The organism is Microvirga yunnanensis (genome assembly GCF_025460875.1).
The window spans coordinates 1-15,409 of sequence record NZ_JAMXFI010000189.1; the positions used below are offsets into that span (position 1 = coordinate 1).

Here is a 15,409-nt window from a genome sequence, read left to right on the forward strand (position 1 = left end):
GGTTCAAGCCAGGACTGGAGTTCGTGCTCCCACGCCACTGAGGTGCTCATGACAACCTCCCGCGGATGATCCTTCAAGGAAGACGTCGACAGGCCTCGCGGGGTTCCTCATGCCTGCCAAAGTAGTGCTAGATTTCCTCAGCGATGCCTTTGCCGATGGGCGCCGCTGTCGTGTTCTGGCGGGGGTTGATGACTTGACCCGCGAGTGCCTCGGGCTCGTGGCCGATCCCTCGCTCTCAGGCCTGCGGGTCACGCGGGAGCTGGATACCATCATTGCCCCCCGTGGACTGCAATCGGAAGGAGTGGCTCTTCCAGTTGCTCTGACCGCCAACAACGGGCATCGATCAACCAGCGGACTCCAGCTCTGAGCGGAGGATCCTCAGGGCTCACGTCACATCGCGAAGAACGGGGCCTGAACAAACCTTGGGGAACGCGATGGGGAACGTAGGGAACGCGAGATCAGCGGCAGAACGTTGAAAGCCTTATCCACCAATGGTTTAGGTGGAGCGGGCGATGGGAATCGAACCCACGACATTCAGCTTGGGAAGCTGACGTTCTACCTCTGAACTACGCCCGCGCTCCCCTATTCATATCCGGCCTTGCGCCGATCCGGCAAGGGGGTCGGCCGGAGTTCCGGCGAAGATCAGCGGAAATGCTTGGACAGCTTCAGGCCCTGCGCCTGGTAGTTCGACCCGGCGCCTGCGCCGTAGAGGACCTTGGGACGCTCGGCCATGCGCTCATAGACGAGCCGTCCAACGATCTGACCGTCCTCCAGAATGAACGGAACGTCGCGGGATCGGACCTCGAGCACCGCGCGGGCTCCCTCCCCTCCCGCTTCGGCGTGGCCGAAGCCCGGGTCGAAGAAGCCCGCGTAATGCACCCGGAACTCGCCCACCAGAGGGTCGAAGGGCACCATCTCGGCGGCGTAATCCGGCGGCACATGCACCGCTTCCTTGGAGGCCAGGATGTAGAACTGGCCGGGATCCAGGATCAGGGTCCGGCTGGAATCGGCATAGAGCGGCTCCCAGAAGTCCGCGATGCGGCAGGAGCCGGGCTTGTCCACGTCGACAAGGCCCGTATGGCGCTTGGCCCGGTAGCCGACGAGGTTGTCGCGACCGAAGCCGGCGAGGTCCACGCTGACGGCGATCCCGTCCTGGATCGACGGCTCGGTCGAGGTCACGACCCGCTCCCGCTCGTGGACGGCCAGGAGCTCGGCATCGCTCAGGCGCACGTCGCCCTTGCGCAGGCGCAGCTGCGACAGCCGCGTGCCGGTCCTGACCAGGACGGGGAAGGTCCGCGGCGAGATCTCGGCGAAGAGGCGGCCGCGATAGCCGGCCCCGATGGTGTCGAATTCCTGGCTCCGGTCGGTGATCACGCGGGTGAACACGTCGATGCGGCCGGTCGAGCTTTTGGGGTTCGCGGCGGCCGAGAGGTCTTCCGGCAGGGCCAGCTCTTCCTGCAGCTCGGCGATATAGACGCTCCCGGTCTCCAGGATCGCCCCGTTGCTCAGGTCGATCTCGTGAAAGCTCAGCTGGTCGAGCCGATCCTGGACCGTATGGTTGCGCCCCGGCAGGAAGCTGGCGCGCACCCGGTAGGCCCGGCGCCCGAGCCTGAGATCGAGGCTCGCCGGCTGGACCTGGTCGGACGCGAAGGGTGTCTCCGGTTTGATGGCCCCTGCCCCGGCCAAGCGCATGATGGCATCAGCCGATTGGATCCCGTCCTTCAACGCAACCATGTCCGTCTTCCGAGGGGCCTGCCCTCAATTGAATGTTGAGCCTGGCAATATCTGTAAGGATTGCTGAAGAATTCTCAATGGCTTTCGGCGCCTTGGGGATATCCCGGTGAAAACGCGGGGTCCGTTCCCACCCGGTCGATTGACGGGCCCCGAAGGCCGCCGTACCAGAACCTCATGGAATTCTGCGACAGGCGTGAGGCAAGCTCATGTACAAAGCCGTGACCCGCGGCATCTCTGTGACGGTGACGCCCCGCTACATGCCGGAAGAATCCTCTCCTGAGCAGGGCCGCTATTTCTTCGCCTATACGGTCGAGATCATCAACACGGGCCTGGAGCGCGTTCAGCTCCGCGCCCGCCACTGGCGGATCACCGACGAGCACGGTCAGATCCAGGAGGTGCGCGGCGCCGGCGTGGTCGGCGAGGAGCCTGTGCTGGGTCCCGGGGAGAGCTTCAGCTATACAAGCGGCTGCCCTCTGCCGACGCCGAGCGGCACCATGCAGGGCACCTACCTGATGGAAACCGCCGCCGGTGAAACCTTCGAGGCCGAAATCCCCGCCTTCTCGCTCGATATCCCCCGCACCAAGCGCGTGCTGCACTGAGGTTCCCGATGTCTTCCAACGGTCTACAGCTGACGCCGCTCGAGATGCTGGCGAAGCTGGTCTCATTCGATACCGTCAGCTCCAATTCGAACCTGCCCTTGATCGCGTTCGTCGAAAGCTATCTGCAGAGCTGGAACGTGCCCTATCTGCGCGTGCCCAACGAGACCGGCGACAAGGCGGCGATCTACGCGACGGTCGGCCCGCGGGACCGGGGCGGGATCGTGCTGTCGGGCCACACCGACGTGGTGCCGGTCACGGGCCAAGCCTGGACGTCCGATCCCTTCACGCTCCGGGTCGAGAACGGGCGCGCCTATGGCCGTGGTGCGGTCGACATGAAGGCCTTCGACGCGCTGGCGCTCGCGATGGTGCCGGAATTCCAGGCCGCCGGTCTCACGACGCCGATCCACATCATGCTCTCCTACGACGAGGAGACGACCTGCCTCGGCGTCGTCGATACGATCCGTCGGCTCGGACATGACCTCCCCATGCCGAAGGCCGTGATCGTCGGCGAGCCGACGATGCTGGAGGTGGCGGACGCGCACAAGAGCGTGGTCACCTTTTCCACCACGGTGCACGGCTTCGAGGCCCATTCGTCGAAGCCGTATCTCGGCGCCAGCGCGGTGATGACGGCGGCCGAACTGATCGCCGAGCTCAACCGCATCGGCGACGACATGATGGAGCGCGGCGACGCCAGCGGGCGGTTCGACCCGCCCTACACGACAGTGCATGTGGGCACGATCTCGGGGGGAACGGCGCGCAACATCCTGTCGAAGACCTGCACCTTCCACTGGGAGTTCCGCGGGCTGCCGAGCCTCGACCCGCAGGAGATCCCGGATCGCCTCAACCGGTTCGTCGAGGAGGTCGCCCTGAAGCGCCTCAACCGCTTCGGCGAGTTCGGGCGGATCGAGACGATCCTGCATGCCGACGTGCCGGGCCTCGCGCCGGATCCGGGCTCGGCCGCGGAAGTCCTGGCCCTGCGCCTTGCGGGCAAGAACCACACCCAGACCGTGCCCTTCGGCACGGAAGCGGGTCATTACCAGGCTGCGGGCATTGCGACCGTCGTCTGCGGTCCAGGCTCCATCAATCAGGCGCACCAGCCGGACGAGTACATCACGCTCGACCAGCTCGAGGCCGGGCTCGCCTTCATGCGGCGGCTTGCGGCGACCTGCGCCAGTTCCTGAGGCGCTCTCACGTCATGGCCGGGCCTGTCCCGGCCATTCCGATCTGAAGAGTGCGGCGCTTCTCCGATCGGGATCACCGGCACAAGGCCGGTGATGACGAAAGACGACATCAAGCCTCAGACTTCGCGATCTCCGCTTCGACCTCGGCCGGATCGAGATCGTAGAAGCGCGAGCAGAACTCGCAGGTGATGCCGATGCGGCCGTTGTCGCCGACCATGTCGCGGCGGTCCTCGGGGGAGAAGCGGCGCATCATGCCCATGATGCGCTCGTGCGAGCAGGTGCATTCCTCATGCACGTGCTGGCCCTCGAAGACGCGCACGCCCCGCTCATGGAACAGGCGGTAGAGCAGCGTCTCGCTGGACACGGTCGGATCGACCAGTTCATGGTCCTCGACCGTGCCGACCAGGGATTTGGCTTCGAGCCAGGCATCGTCTTCCGAAGGCGCTGCCAGATCGTTCGACGGATGACCCTCGGGGATGTCTCCGGGATGCAGGTCGGCCTGCCGCAGACGGTCCGGGGATGACGGCAGGAACTGGATCATCAGCCCGCCGGCGCGATAGGTGTGGCGGCCGTTCTCGAACTGCTCGGCCACGGCCAGGCGCACCTGGGTCGGGATCTGCTCGGACTGGCGGAAATACTGGTGGGCCGCCTCCTCGAACCCCTGACCGTCGAGCGCGACGACACCCTGATAGCGGCTGCGCTCGGAGCCCTGATCGATGGTCATGGCGAGGTAGCCGGAGCCAAGGAGTTCGCCGCTTCCGGGCGATGCGCCACCAAGAGCCTCGAGCCTGTCCTTGTCGAAGCGGGCCGTGGCGCGCAGGCGGTCCGGGGCGTTGAAGTCCACCACCACCATGTCGATGATGCCGTCCGTCTTGGTCTGCAACTGGAAGCGTCCCTCGAGCTTGAGGGATGCTCCGAGCATGGCCGTCAGGGCAGCCGCCTCGCCGATGACGCGGGCCACCAGATCGGGATAGCCGTGGCGGGCCAGGATCGTGTCGATGGAGGCCCCGAGACGCACCACGCGCCCGCGTACGTCGAGAGGCTCGACGGCGAAAGGCAGGACGACGTCATCGTTTCCTTCGAGCGGGGCTGAACTCATGCGCTTGCTGCTCCGAGGCACCATGCCAGGATGCCTTTTTGTGCGTGAAGCCGGTTCTCGGCCTCGTCGAAGACCACGGATTGCGGACCGTCCATGACCTCATCCGTCACCTCCTCGCCGCGATGGGCGGGCAGGCAATGCATGAAGATCGCGTCCTTCTCGGCCACGCCCATGAGCCTGCCGTTGACCTGATAGGGCTTCAGCAGGTTCTGGCGGCGGAACTCGTCGTCGTCGCCCATGGACACCCAGCAATCGGTGACGACCGCATGGGCTCCCCCGGCGGCTTCGAAGGCATCGGTGGTCACGCCGATCTTGGCCCCTTCCCGTTTCGCCCAGGACAAAAGCTCGGGACGGGGAGCAAGTTCCGGCGGGGACGCGATGTTCAGGGTGAAATCGAGACGGGCGGCCGCGTGGATCCACGAGGCGAGCACGTTGTTGGAATCGCCCGTCCAGGCGACCGTCTTGCCTTCGATGGAGCCGCGATGCTCCTCGAAGGTCATGATGTCGGCCAGGATCTGGCACGGATGCGTCATCTTGGTCAGGCCGTTGATCACCGGGATCGACGCGTACTGGGCCAGCTCCGTCACCATGGCATGGTCCAGGGTGCGGATCATGATGGCGTCCACGTAGCGCGAGAGGACCCGGGCCGTATCGGCGATGCTCTCGCCGCGGCCGAGCTGCATCTCCTTGCCCGTGAGCATGAGGGTCTCGCCGCCAAGCTCGCGCATGCCCACGTCGAAGGACACGCGGGTGCGGGTGGACGGCTTGTCGAACACCATCGCCAGGACCTTGCCTTCGAGCGGGCGGTCCTTGGCCTTCTCGCCCCGCCGGCGCTTGGCCTTGATGTCCAGGCCGATCTGGAGGAGGTGCCGGATCTCGGCGCCGGAAAAGTCGCTGAGATCGAGGAAGTGACGGGTCTTCATTGAACGGCTCCCGGCTGGGCGGCGGCTTTCTGCTTAAGCTCGATGGCCGCGCAGGCGGCATCGAGACGATTGATGGCCTCTCCGAGATCGGCCTCGGTGATGATCAGCGGAGGCAGGAGACGGACGACGTTGTCCCCGGCCCCGATCACGATGAGCTTCTGGTCGCGGGCGGCGCTGACGAAATCCGTGTTGGGCACGACGGTGCGCAGGCCCATCATCAGGCCCTGGCCCCTCACCTCGGCGATGACGCTGGGATGGCGGTCCTTCAGCTCGGCGAGGCGCTGCTTGAGCAGCAGGCCCTTCCGCTCGACTCCCTCGAGGAAGCCGGGTTCGAGGATCACGTCGAGCACGGCGTTGCCGACCGCCATGGCGAGCGGGTTGCCCCCGAAGGTGGTGCCGTGAGTGCCCAGCGTCAGGCCCTTGCCGGCCTCCGCGGTGGCGAGGCACGCGCCCAGCGGGAAACCGCCGCCGATGCCCTTGGCCACCGTCATGATGTCGGGGGTCACGCCGCTCCACTCGTAGGCGAAGAGCTTGCCCGTGCGGCCGACGCCGGTCTGGATCTCGTCGAAGATCAGGAGCAGGCCCTGGCTGTCGCACAGGGCGCGCAGCTCGCGCAGGAAGGAGGCCGACACGGTCCTGACGCCGCCCTCGCCCTGGATCGGCTCGATCATGAGGGCTGCGGTCTGCGGGCCGATCACCGCCTTGAGGGCCTCGAGATCCTCGGGCGGCACCTGGTCGAAGCCCTGCACCTTGGGGCCGAAGCCCTCCAGATACTTCGCCTGGCCGCCGGCCGCGATCGTGCCGAGGGTGCGGCCGTGGAAGGCGCCCTCGAAGGTCACGATGTGGAAGCGCTCGGCGTTCCCGTTCACGTAGTGATAGCGGCGCGCCATCTTGATCGCGGCCTCGTTCGCCTCGGCGCCGGAATTGGTGAAGAACACGTAATCCGCGAAGGTGGAGTCGACGAGCCGCTTGGCCAGACGCTCGCCCTCGGGGATCTGGAACAGGTTGGAGCTGTGCCAGATCCTGGCCGCCTGCTCGGACAGGGCCTTGACCAGGTGCGGATGCGCATGGCCGAGGGCATTCACCGCGATGCCGGCGCCGAAATCCAGGTATCGCTCGCCATCTCGGCCGTAGAGCCAGGGGCCCTCTCCCTTCTCGAAGGAAAGCTCGGCGCGGGCAAAAGTCGGCAGCAATGGCGATGTCACGGGTTGTCTCCGCCTGAAGAGAGGCCCAAGGTCGCACCCGGGCCCGAAAAAGAAAGCGCCGCCCCAACGGGGGCGGCACGGAAAGGGATTCTAACGAGGTGCGGGACCCTGTCAATTCAAGAGAAATGAAGTCACTCATCACAAGGAATTTTTGCCGGTTACGGGCCCGGGCGAGTTCCTTGGGGAAAACGACAGGGCCTTAACGGGGACTCTTGCGCCCGAGTCCACCCATCCTGTACCTTCGGGGTAGTCGAGTACAGCATTCGTGCCACGGCATTCACCCTCAGGAGCGATCCTCGCAACGCGGTCGGACACAAAAACCTGTCCGCGAGGCATCCGGGATTCTGAGCTTGACGCCTGGCGCGAAGGAGGAAAGTTTAAAAATGATGGATGCGGGCGGAACTTGGACGGACGAGCGGGTCGAGCTTCTCAAGAAGCTCTGGACCGATGGTTTGAGCGCGAGCCAGATCGCCGCCGAGCTTGGCAACGTGACCCGCAACGCGGTGATCGGCAAGGTTCACCGCCTCGGCCTGTCCGGCCGGGCCAAGGACGCGAAACCTGTCGCTGCGGCGGCCGCCCGTCCCCGCAAGGCGACCCGCGCCCCGAGCGCGCCGGCGCCGATCCCGCCCCAGCCGCACAATAACAACGTGGTGCTGGCCCCGATCCCGCTGCAGCCCGTGGCCGAGGAACCCGTGGTGTTCGCCGAGGACGAGGTCGCCATTCCCATGTCCGAACGGGTGACGATCATGGATCTGCGCGAGTCCATGTGCCGCTGGCCCATGGGCGACCCGACGAAGCCCGAGTTCCGCTTCTGCGGCGCCCGCTCGATCACCGGCCTGCCCTATTGCACCCATCACGCCCGCATCGCCTACCAGCCGGTGGCCGACCGCAAGCGTGAGCGCCGGCTCGCCCGCGCCTGAGCACGACCGTTTCAAGGAAAAGGCCGCGCTGACGTCGTCAGCGCGGCCTTTTCTTTATTTCGCCGTCACTGGAACCTGCAGACCCAGGGTTCGAACAAGACGCGAGAGCGAGGATAGGCTCTCTTCGCCGTCATCACCGGCCTTGTGCCGGTGATCCCGATTGTTCGAGACCCAGAGCCTCACCGGATCGGGATGGCCGGGACAAGCCCGGCCAAGCCCCGCCATGACGTGGGATGGTCAGGGCCTCAGACGTCAGGCGCTCACGGTCTGCTCCTCGCGGGCGAAGGTCTCGTCGAAGGAATAGCCGGCGCCGCGCACGGTACGGATCGGATCGGGGCGGCGCGGCAGGCCGATGGCCTTGCGCAGACGGCCCACATGCACGTCGACGGTGCGCTCGTCGATATAGACGTCGTGACCCCAAACTGCATTGAGCAGGTGCTCGCGGGAGAAGACACGCCCCGGGCTCTGCATCAGGAACTCCAGCAGGCGGAACTCGGTCGGACCCAAGTGCAGCTCCTGGCCGGCGCGGCGCACGCGGTGGGTCTCGCGGTCGAGCTCGATGTCGCCCGCCTTGAGCAGGGTGGCGATATGGGCGGGCTTCGCACGCCGCAACAGCGCGCGCACGCGGGCCAGCAGCTCCGGCACCGAGAAGGGCTTGACGATGTAGTCGTCGGCGCCCGTGGACAGGCCGCGGATGCGGTCGCCCTCCTCGCCGCGCGCCGTGAGCATGATCACCGGCAGGCGTTCGGTCTCGGTCCGGGCGCGGATGCGCCGGCAGAGCTCGATCCCCGACAGGCCGGGCAGCATCCAGTCGAGCAGCACGATGTCGGGCACCTGCTCCCGCAGGCGGATCTCCGCCTCGTCTCCGCGCGATACGCTGTCCACCTCGTAGCCTTCGGCTTCGAGGTTGTAGCGCAGGAGCAGCATCAAGGGCTCTTCGTCCTCGACGATCAGAACGCGAGGTCCCATGCGTCAGACTCCCGTCGCGACCGTCGTGTCGATGGAGCGGTCGTTCTTGGGCCGGTCGATGGCCAGCGTCTCGCCCGTCACCAGGTAGTGAACCGTCTCGGCGATGTTGGTGGTGTGATCGCCGATGCGCTCGATGTTCTTGGCGCAGAACAGGAGATGCGTGCAGAACGAGATGTTGCGCGGATCCTCCATCATGTAGGTCAGGAGCTCGCGGAACAGGGACGTGTAGAGCGCGTCGATGGCGCCGTCCCGCTTCCACACGTCGAGGGCCTTCTCCGTGTCCTTCTGCGCATAGGCGTCGAGCACGTCCTTGAGCTGCCCGAGGACGAGATCGCCCATGTGCTGGAGGCCGACGACGATCTTCTGCGGCTGGAAGTCGTCGCCGATCGCCAGGGCCCGCTTGCCGATGTTCTTGGCCATGTCGCCGATCCGCTCGACGTCCCCGGAGATGCGGATGGCCGAGATCGTCTCGCGCAGATCGACGGCCAGCGGCTGGCGCCGGGCGATGGTCAGGATGGCGCTCTCCTCCACCTCGCGCTGGAGAACGTCGAGACGCTTGTCGGAAATCACCACGTTCTGGGCCAGCGCCTTGTCGTGCCGGACGAGCGCCGCGATGGATTCCACGAGCATCTTCTCGGCGATGCCGCCCATCTCGGAGATGCGCTGCCGGAGACCCTGAAGGTCGTTGTCGTAGGAGCTGACGATATGCTCCGCCATTGGATTCAATCTCCCTTGAAGGGCTTCGATCAGCCGAAGCGGCCCGTGATGTAGTCCTGAGTCTGCTTCTTGGTCGGGTTCATGAACATCCTGGTCGTGGGCCCGAACTCCACGAGCTCGCCCAGATACATGAAGGCCGTGAACTGCGAGATGCGCGCTGCCTGCTGCATGTTGTGCGTGACGATCACGATGGTGAATTCGGAGCGCAGCTGCTCGATCAGCTCCTCGATCTTGCCGGTGGAGATGGGGTCGAGGGCCGAGGTCGGCTCGTCGAGCAGGATCACCTCGGGTCGCTGGGCGATGGTGCGCGCGATGCACAGGCGCTGCTGCTGGCCGCCCGACAGGCCCATGCCGGACTGGCGCAGCTTGTCCTTCGCCTCGTCCCAGAGCGCCGCCTTGCGCAGGGCCTCCTCGACGCGTCCGTCGAGCTCGGATTTCGGCAGCTTCTCGTAGAGGCGGATGCCGAACGCGATGTTGTCGTAGATCGACATGGGGAACGGCGTCGGCTTCTGGAACACCATGCCGACGCGGGCGCGAAGCTCGTTCACGTCGATCGAGGGCGAGAGCACGTTCTGCCCGTCGAGCAGGATCTGTCCGTCGGCGTGCTGCTCGGGATAGAGGCTGTAGATGCGGTTGAAGGTTCGCAGCAGGGTCGACTTCCCGCAGCCGGAGGGGCCGATGAGGGCCGTGACCTGGCGGTCGTAGAAATCGATCGAGATGTCCTTCAGGCTGCGGAAATCGCCGTAGTAGAAGTTGAGGTTCTTGACCGCGATGCGCACCGGCGCCCCGGTATCGGCCGCGGCCGCGTTGCCGATGGCGCTGCTCGTGTTGAGGGCGATGGTGCTCATCGGGCTTTGTCCTTGCTCAGGAGGAGGCGCGCCACGACGGACAGCGCCAGGATCGACAGGGTGATGATGAGGGCGCCGGCCCAGGCGAGTTCGCGCCAGTTCGCATAGGGCGCCAGGGCGAACTGATAGATGGTGACCGGCAGGTTCGAAACGCCGCCCATCAGGGTCGGGCTGAACCAGAAGGTATTGTTGAGGGCGGTGAAGAGCAGCGGCGCCGTCTCGCCGGCGATGCGCGCGGTCGCGAGGATCACGCCCGTCACCATGCCGGCCCGGGCCGCCTTCCAGCTGATCGCCACAATCACCTTGGACATGGGGGCCCCGAGGGCGGCTCCGGCCTCGCGCAGGGAGCCGGGCACCAGCCGGAGCATGTCCTCCGTCGAGCGGACGATCACCGGAATGGCGATGATCGCCAGGGCCACGCCGCCGGCCCATCCCGAGTAGCCGCCCATCGGCTGCACCATCAGGATGTAGACGAAGAGACCGATGAGGATGCTCGGCGCGGCCAGCAGGATGTCGTTCACGAACCGGATGACGGTCGCGAGCGTCGAGCCCTTGCCGTATTCGGCCAGATAGGTCCCCGCGAGCACCCCGATGGGGGTTGCGACCACGATGCCGAGTGTCGTGAGGACCAGGCTGCCGACGATCGCATTGGCGATGCCGCCTCCCTCGGTTCCGGGACCAGGAGTGGTTTGCGTGAAGACCGCGGGCGAGAGGCCGCCGATTCCTTCCACCAGGAGCATCAGAAGGATCCAGCCGAGGACGAAGGCCCCCAGCAGGGTGAACAGGGTGCAGGTGATCTTGAGCACGCGATCGGCGAGATAGCGGCTGCGGCGCACGCGGCCCCAGGGAGCGTGAGCGACGGTCGGGGCCTGGTCATACACGGCGGTATCCATCCTTCACCTCTCAAGGGGTTTTCACGCGGGCGATCAGAAGGCGGGCGAGCGCGAGGACGATGAAAGTGACCACGAACAGAATGCAGCCGAGGGCCAGCAGGGCGCTCATATGCATGCCGGAGGCTTCGTTGAACTCGTTCGCGATCCGGGACGCGATCGTCGAGCTCGGGTCGAAGAGCGACAGGGACAGGCGGTTCGCGTTGCCGATCACGAAAGTCACCGCCATCGTCTCGCCGAGCGCACGGCCGAGGCCCAGCATGACGGCCCCGATGATGCTGACGCCCGCCTGAGGCAGCAGAACGTGGCGCACCACCTCCCAGGTGGTGCAGCCGATCCCGTAGGCGCTCTCGCGCAGGATGCTGGGGATCTGGTCCAGCATGTCGCGCGTGATCGACGCGATGAAGGGAATGATCATGATCGCCAGGATGATGCCCGCCGTCAGCATGCCGACGCCGGACGGCACCCGTGCGTAGAGGACGGTTCCAAGGATCGGCATCCCCTCGACGATGGTCGACAGGGGAATCTGGACGTAGTTGGCGAAGAGCGGCGCGAAGACGAAGAGGCCCCACATGCCGTAGATGATGCTGGGCACCGCCGCCAGCAGCTCGATGACGGTGGAGACCGGGCGCCGGAGCCACGGCGGGCAGAGTTGCGTCAGGAAGATCGCGATGCCGATGGAGATCGGCACGCCGATCACGAGGGCGATCAGGGCCGAGGTCAGGGTGCCGGTGATGGCCACCCAGGCGCCGAACTGCTCCCCGCCCACGTTCCAGATGCTGGACGTGACGAACCCGAGGCCGAATTCCCGGAAGGCGGCCCATCCGCCGTAGATCATCGTGCCGATGATCCCGGCCAGGACGGCGAGAACGATCAGGGCGGAGCCGTAACTGGCCCAGCGGAAGCCCTGATCGAAGAAGGGTGAAGTACGGCGGCGGCCGGCCTGCATGTTGCTCGACACGACGATCTCATCAGACAGAACAGCCATCCGCCTTACTCCATCAACAGGTCGGGGACCAGCTTACATCTTGTAGACGGGCTGGCCGGCACCGGTCTTGATGTCCTTGGACCAGGTCGACCGGATCTGCTCGACGACGTTGTCCGGCAGCGGGACGTAGTCGAGGTCCGAGGCGAGCTTGTCGCCGTTCTTGAAGGACCAATCGAAGAACTTCAGCACCTCGGCGGCCTGCTCGGGCTTGTCCGCGGTCTTGTAGACCAGGATGAAGGTCGGGTTCGTGATCGGCCAGGCGTCGTCGCCCGGCTGGTTGGTCAGCGAGATGCCGAAGCCGGGAGCCGACGTCCAGTTGGCGCTGGCGGCGGCGGCCTGGAACGACTTGATCTCAGGCTGCGGATACTTGCCCGCCTTGTTCTGGAGCAGGGTGTAGGGAATGTTGTTCTGCTTGGCGTAGGCGTACTCGACGTAGCCGATCGAGTTCGGAACCTGCTTGACCGTCGCGGCGACGCCCTCGTTGCCCTTGCCGCCCTGACCGATCGGCCAGTTCACCGTCGTGCCGGCGCCGAGCTCGGACTTCCAGGCGTCGGAGACCTGCGACAGGTAGGTGGTGAAGACGCTGGTCGTGCCCGAGGAATCCGAGCGGTAGACCGGCGTGATGTTGGCGTTGGGGAGAGTCACGCCGGCGTTCAGCTGGGCGATCTTGGGATCGTTCCACTTGGCGATCCTGCCGTGGAAGATGTCGGCCAGAACCTGGCCCGTCAGCTTGATCTGGCCGGCCTGGACGCCCTGGATGTTCACGACCGGAACCACGGCGCCCATCACGGTCGGGAACTGGAGAAGGCCGTTCTTCTCGAGATCCTCCCCCTTCATCGGGGCATCGGTGGCGCCGAAATCGACCGTCTTGGCCTGGATCTGCTTGATGCCGCCGCCGGAGCCGATCGACTGGTAGTTCATGCCGTTGCCGGTCTCCTTCTTGTAGGCCTCGGCCCACTTGGAATAGACCGGGAACGGGAAGGTCGCGCCTGCGCCCGTGATGTCGGCCGCAGATGCCGTGGTCGTGAGGCTCGCGACGGCAAGGCCGGCCGCAATGGCGTAGGACAAAATCTTCACGGTAAGACTCCTGTTCATAAGCGCGACAGGCCGCTCGGAAGCCATGAGACGCGTCACGCGATGGGACAGCTAGGCCCGACGGATGTCTCCTCTACGACAGTTGGATGACAATTGGATGACACCCCAGAGGATCCCTCGGGGAGGCCAAAAGCATCGCGACAGGGCGGACCCTAGAGCTGCTTCCACTCACGTGGAATCATCTCTTGTCTTTGCCGAGCCGCATTTTTTGACGGTGAACCGGATCCACTTCACCGAAAAATGCTCTAGGGGCGCGGTCCGGCCTCGGGAAAGGTCGCCGTGAAGCGGGCGCCCTGCCCGGGCTCGCTGGCGATGGCCAGCTGACCCCGGTGCCGGTTGACGATGTGCTTGACGATGGCGAGGCCGAGGCCTGTCCCGCCCTTGTCCCGGCTCTGGGCGACGTCGACCCGGTAGAACCGCTCGGTCAGGCGCGGCAGGTGCTCCGGGGCGATGCCGGGGCCGTGATCCTGGACCGAGAAGGCGACCTGCCGGGCGGGGCCTTCGATGCGGACGACCTCGACCTCCACCCGGCCCCCGCTTTCGCCGTACTTGACCGCATTCTCGATCAGGTTCTCGGCGATGCGCAGAAGCTCGTCCCGGTCGCCCAGGACGAGGGCCGGCCGGTCCGGCAGCGCGGCCTTGATGACCACTCCCCTCTCCTGGGCCAGCGGCGAGAGGGTTTCGACCATCTGAGAGGCAATCGTGGCGAGATCGACCGTCTGGGTGGGCGAGAGATGCGCGCGCATCTCGATCCGCGACAGGGACAGAAGATCGTCGATCAGGCGCTTCATGCGCTGGGCCTGACCCTTCATGATGTCGAGGAAGCGCTCCCGGGCCTTCACGTCCTCGCGGGCGGGCCCCTGCAGGGTCTCGATGAACCCGAGAAGCGAGGCCAGGGGGGTGCGCAGCTCGTGGCTCGCATTGGCGACGAAATCGGCGCGCATCGCCTCAAGGCGCCGGGCCGAGGTGAGATCGCGAAAGAACAGGACGACACCGGCCTGGACCTGCGCATCCTGCACGTCGCCCTGCAGGGGACCGATATGGACCTCGAAGGTCCGCTCCGTCGGGATCCGCTCCGAATATTCGACCTTGAGCGGTTCGCCGCTGTCCAGCACGTCCTGGATGCCGTCGAGCACGTCAGGGCTGCGCAGGGCGAAGGACAGGGGATGGCCCGTCTTGAGGCCTGCCAGGAGGTCGTAGGCAGCCCGGTTCGCCTCGATCACCAGCGCCCGCTGGTCCACCAGGATGACCGGATCGGGGATCTGCGCCAGGACCGCCTCGGCGACGCTGGAGCGCGGGGACGCCTTCGCCTGTGGGCGGAGGCCCGTTCCGAGCGGCCGCTTGGGTCCGGCCACGAGAATGCCCGCCAGGACGGCCACGCCGGCCCAGACCAGAAGCCACCCGTCCCCGTGGCCCCGCACCAAAGCCACGGCGACCAGCACGAAGCAGGCGACGACGGCGCCGCGCAGGGCGGCGTCCCGGATTGGAGTGGCGCTCTGCCGGAGGGCGTCCGGCGTGAGGTCGTCGGGATCGGTCATCGCGCTGGAACGTCTCGAAGGCGGGGTCGGTCCTCTTTAAGGGAGGCACGCCCCGGTGTCACCGTCCGCCAAGCTCGACGTCGCCGGAGAGCTCGGTCTCGTCGGGCTTGAAGGCCAGGCGGGCCGACCGGATGCGGTTGCGGATCTCGTAGGCGCCCAGGATCGCCAGGGCGATCACGAAGGGGACGAGGTAATAGCACAGGCGATAGAGGAGCAGCGCACCCAGGACCGGCTCGCGGGGATAGTTCGACAGGGCCAGCAGAATGGTGGCCTCGAAGACCCCGAGGCCGCCCGGCGCATGGCTGGCCACGCCGAGCATGACGGCAAAGATATACACCGCCAGGAAGGTCTCGAAGCTGAGATTGTGCCCCCCGGGCAGGAGCACGAAGAGAACTCCGGCGCCGGCGCAGACATCCCCGGCACCGATCAGGATCTGGGCCAGCGACAGGCGAAAGCCCGGCAGCTCCAGCTTCCAGCCCTGGATCTTGACGGCGCGCCGCTTGATCGAGACCCAGATCATGTACCCGACGACGAAGACCGCCGCGCCGAGGCCCACCAGCTGGTTCATCCAGATGTGGGTATAGACGAGGCTCGCCAGCTCGTCGGCCTTGCTGATCAGGCTCCAGGCCAGAACCAGGGCCATGCCGAGCCAGAAGGTCACGCCGGCGATCACCGTGAGGCTCGCCACCCGCCCCGGGCTCAC

At 66.1% G+C, this 15,409-nt stretch carries 14 protein-coding genes, 1 tRNA gene and 2 pseudogenes; 4 read left to right on the forward strand and 13 right to left on the reverse strand.

The window, feature by feature from the left end; all coding sequences use genetic code 11:
* Positions 1 to 127: 127 nt before the first annotated feature.
* Positions 128 to 352, forward strand: a pseudogene (locus NF876_RS41945) (IS3-like element ISMamg1 family transposase); the annotation flags it as partial.
* A gap of 149 nt (positions 353 to 501) precedes the next feature.
* Here NF876_RS41945 and NF876_RS41950 read toward each other — a convergent pair.
* Both NF876_RS41950 and NF876_RS41955 read right to left on the reverse strand, forming a co-directional pair.
* A tRNA-Gly gene (locus NF876_RS41950) sits at positions 502 to 576 on the reverse strand.
* A 66-nt stretch (positions 577 to 642) separates the two neighbouring features.
* Positions 643 to 1,734: a 2'-deoxycytidine 5'-triphosphate deaminase gene (locus tag NF876_RS41955; RefSeq protein WP_262273595.1), complete on the reverse strand. Its 1,092-nt coding sequence runs from the start codon at positions 1,732 to 1,734 to the stop codon at positions 643 to 645.
* Positions 1,735 to 1,940: 206 nt separating this feature from the next.
* Here NF876_RS41955 and apaG point away from each other — a divergent pair, with 206 nt between their 5' ends.
* Together apaG and argE are read left to right on the forward strand one after the other, a co-directional pair.
* Positions 1,941 to 2,333: a Co2+/Mg2+ efflux facilitator ApaG/CorD gene (gene apaG, locus NF876_RS41960; RefSeq protein WP_262273596.1), complete on the forward strand. Its 393-nt coding sequence runs from the start codon at positions 1,941 to 1,943 to the stop codon at positions 2,331 to 2,333.
* 8 nt (positions 2,334 to 2,341) lie between these two features.
* Positions 2,342 to 3,514, forward strand: a complete 1,173-nt coding sequence (argE, locus tag NF876_RS41965; protein WP_262273597.1) for an acetylornithine deacetylase — start codon at positions 2,342 to 2,344, stop codon at positions 3,512 to 3,514.
* A gap of 109 nt (positions 3,515 to 3,623) precedes the next feature.
* Here the strand turns inward: argE and NF876_RS41970 are convergent, their stop codons facing one another.
* The 3 genes from NF876_RS41970 to NF876_RS41980 are packed head-to-tail and all read right to left on the reverse strand — an operon-like array spanning position 3,624 to position 6,741.
* The gene (locus NF876_RS41970; protein WP_262273598.1) at positions 3,624 to 4,613 is read right to left on the reverse strand and encodes an Hsp33 family molecular chaperone; all 990 of its coding nucleotides are present in this window, start codon (positions 4,611 to 4,613) and stop codon (positions 3,624 to 3,626) included.
* Positions 4,610 to 5,536, reverse strand: a complete 927-nt coding sequence (gene argF / locus NF876_RS41975; RefSeq protein WP_262273599.1) for an ornithine carbamoyltransferase — start codon at positions 5,534 to 5,536, stop codon at positions 4,610 to 4,612. Before argF ends, NF876_RS41970 begins: the two co-directional genes overlap by 4 nt.
* Positions 5,533 to 6,741: an aspartate aminotransferase family protein gene (locus NF876_RS41980; RefSeq protein WP_262273600.1), complete on the reverse strand. Its 1,209-nt coding sequence runs from the start codon at positions 6,739 to 6,741 to the stop codon at positions 5,533 to 5,535. Before NF876_RS41980 ends, argF begins: the two co-directional genes overlap by 4 nt.
* 383 nt (positions 6,742 to 7,124) lie before the next feature.
* On the opposite strand from NF876_RS41980, the gene NF876_RS41985 reads away from it, so the two are divergent.
* A complete protein-coding gene (locus tag NF876_RS41985; RefSeq protein ID WP_262273601.1) occupies positions 7,125 to 7,661 on the forward strand; it encodes a GcrA family cell cycle regulator in 537 nt (178 codons plus the stop codon).
* A 252-nt stretch (positions 7,662 to 7,913) separates the two neighbouring features.
* Here the strand turns inward: NF876_RS41985 and phoB are convergent, their stop codons facing one another.
* The 8 genes and pseudogenes from phoB to NF876_RS42025 all read right to left on the reverse strand — a co-directional run.
* Positions 7,914 to 8,630: a phosphate regulon transcriptional regulator PhoB gene (gene phoB, locus NF876_RS41990; RefSeq protein WP_262273602.1), complete on the reverse strand. Its 717-nt coding sequence runs from the start codon at positions 8,628 to 8,630 to the stop codon at positions 7,914 to 7,916.
* A gap of 3 nt (positions 8,631 to 8,633) precedes the next feature.
* Entirely contained in the window at positions 8,634 to 9,347 is a 714-nt protein-coding gene (gene phoU / locus NF876_RS41995) for a phosphate signaling complex protein PhoU (RefSeq protein WP_262273603.1), read from the reverse strand.
* A gap of 29 nt (positions 9,348 to 9,376) precedes the next feature.
* The gene (gene pstB, locus NF876_RS42000) at positions 9,377 to 10,195 is read right to left on the reverse strand and encodes a phosphate ABC transporter ATP-binding protein PstB (protein ID WP_262273604.1); all 819 of its coding nucleotides are present in this window, start codon (positions 10,193 to 10,195) and stop codon (positions 9,377 to 9,379) included.
* On the reverse strand, positions 10,192 to 11,088 hold the full coding sequence (pstA, locus tag NF876_RS42005; protein ID WP_262273605.1) for a phosphate ABC transporter permease PstA: 897 nt from the start codon (positions 11,086 to 11,088) through the stop codon (positions 10,192 to 10,194). Before pstA ends, pstB begins: the two co-directional genes overlap by 4 nt.
* 10 nt (positions 11,089 to 11,098) lie before the next feature.
* Positions 11,099 to 12,034, reverse strand: coding sequence for a phosphate ABC transporter permease subunit PstC (gene pstC, locus NF876_RS42010; RefSeq protein ID WP_373696799.1), 936 nt, complete (start codon positions 12,032 to 12,034; stop codon positions 11,099 to 11,101).
* A 72-nt stretch (positions 12,035 to 12,106) separates the two neighbouring features.
* A complete protein-coding gene (gene pstS, locus NF876_RS42015; protein WP_262273607.1) occupies positions 12,107 to 13,150 on the reverse strand; it encodes a phosphate ABC transporter substrate-binding protein PstS in 1,044 nt (347 codons plus the stop codon).
* Between the two features lie 263 nt (positions 13,151 to 13,413).
* Positions 13,414 to 14,706: an ATP-binding protein gene (locus NF876_RS42020; RefSeq protein WP_262273608.1), complete on the reverse strand. Its 1,293-nt coding sequence runs from the start codon at positions 14,704 to 14,706 to the stop codon at positions 13,414 to 13,416.
* 58 nt (positions 14,707 to 14,764) lie between these two features.
* Positions 14,765 to 15,409: pseudogene (locus NF876_RS42025) on the reverse strand (lysylphosphatidylglycerol synthase domain-containing protein); the annotation flags it as partial.

What these genes read in the sequence shown, in the direction of transcription:
- pstB (WP_262273604.1), bottom strand. Translation starts at nt 10,195, where the DNA reads ATGAGCACCATCGCCCTCAACACGAGCAGCGCCATCGGCAACGCGGCC.
- argF (WP_262273599.1), bottom strand. Translation starts at nt 5,536, where the DNA reads ATGAAGACCCGTCACTTCCTCGATCTCAGCGACTTTTCCGGCGCCGAG.
- phoB (WP_262273602.1), bottom strand. Translation starts at nt 8,630, where the DNA reads ATGGGACCTCGCGTTCTGATCGTCGAGGACGAAGAGCCCTTGATGCTG.
- NF876_RS41985 (WP_262273601.1), top strand. Translation starts at nt 7,125, where the DNA reads ATGATGGATGCGGGCGGAACTTGGACGGACGAGCGGGTCGAGCTTCTC.
- NF876_RS41955 (WP_262273595.1), bottom strand. Translation starts at nt 1,734, where the DNA reads ATGGTTGCGTTGAAGGACGGGATCCAATCGGCTGATGCCATCATGCGC.
- pstA (WP_262273605.1), bottom strand. Translation starts at nt 11,088, where the DNA reads ATGGATACCGCCGTGTATGACCAGGCCCCGACCGTCGCTCACGCTCCC.
- apaG (WP_262273596.1), top strand. Translation starts at nt 1,941, where the DNA reads ATGTACAAAGCCGTGACCCGCGGCATCTCTGTGACGGTGACGCCCCGC.
- NF876_RS41970 (WP_262273598.1), bottom strand. Translation starts at nt 4,613, where the DNA reads ATGAGTTCAGCCCCGCTCGAAGGAAACGATGACGTCGTCCTGCCTTTC.
- NF876_RS42020 (WP_262273608.1), bottom strand. Translation starts at nt 14,706, where the DNA reads ATGACCGATCCCGACGACCTCACGCCGGACGCCCTCCGGCAGAGCGCC.
- argE (WP_262273597.1), top strand. Translation starts at nt 2,342, where the DNA reads ATGTCTTCCAACGGTCTACAGCTGACGCCGCTCGAGATGCTGGCGAAG.
- phoU (WP_262273603.1), bottom strand. Translation starts at nt 9,347, where the DNA reads ATGGCGGAGCATATCGTCAGCTCCTACGACAACGACCTTCAGGGTCTC.
- pstC (WP_373696799.1), bottom strand. Translation starts at nt 12,034, where the DNA reads ATGCAGGCCGGCCGCCGCCGTACTTCACCCTTCTTCGATCAGGGCTTC.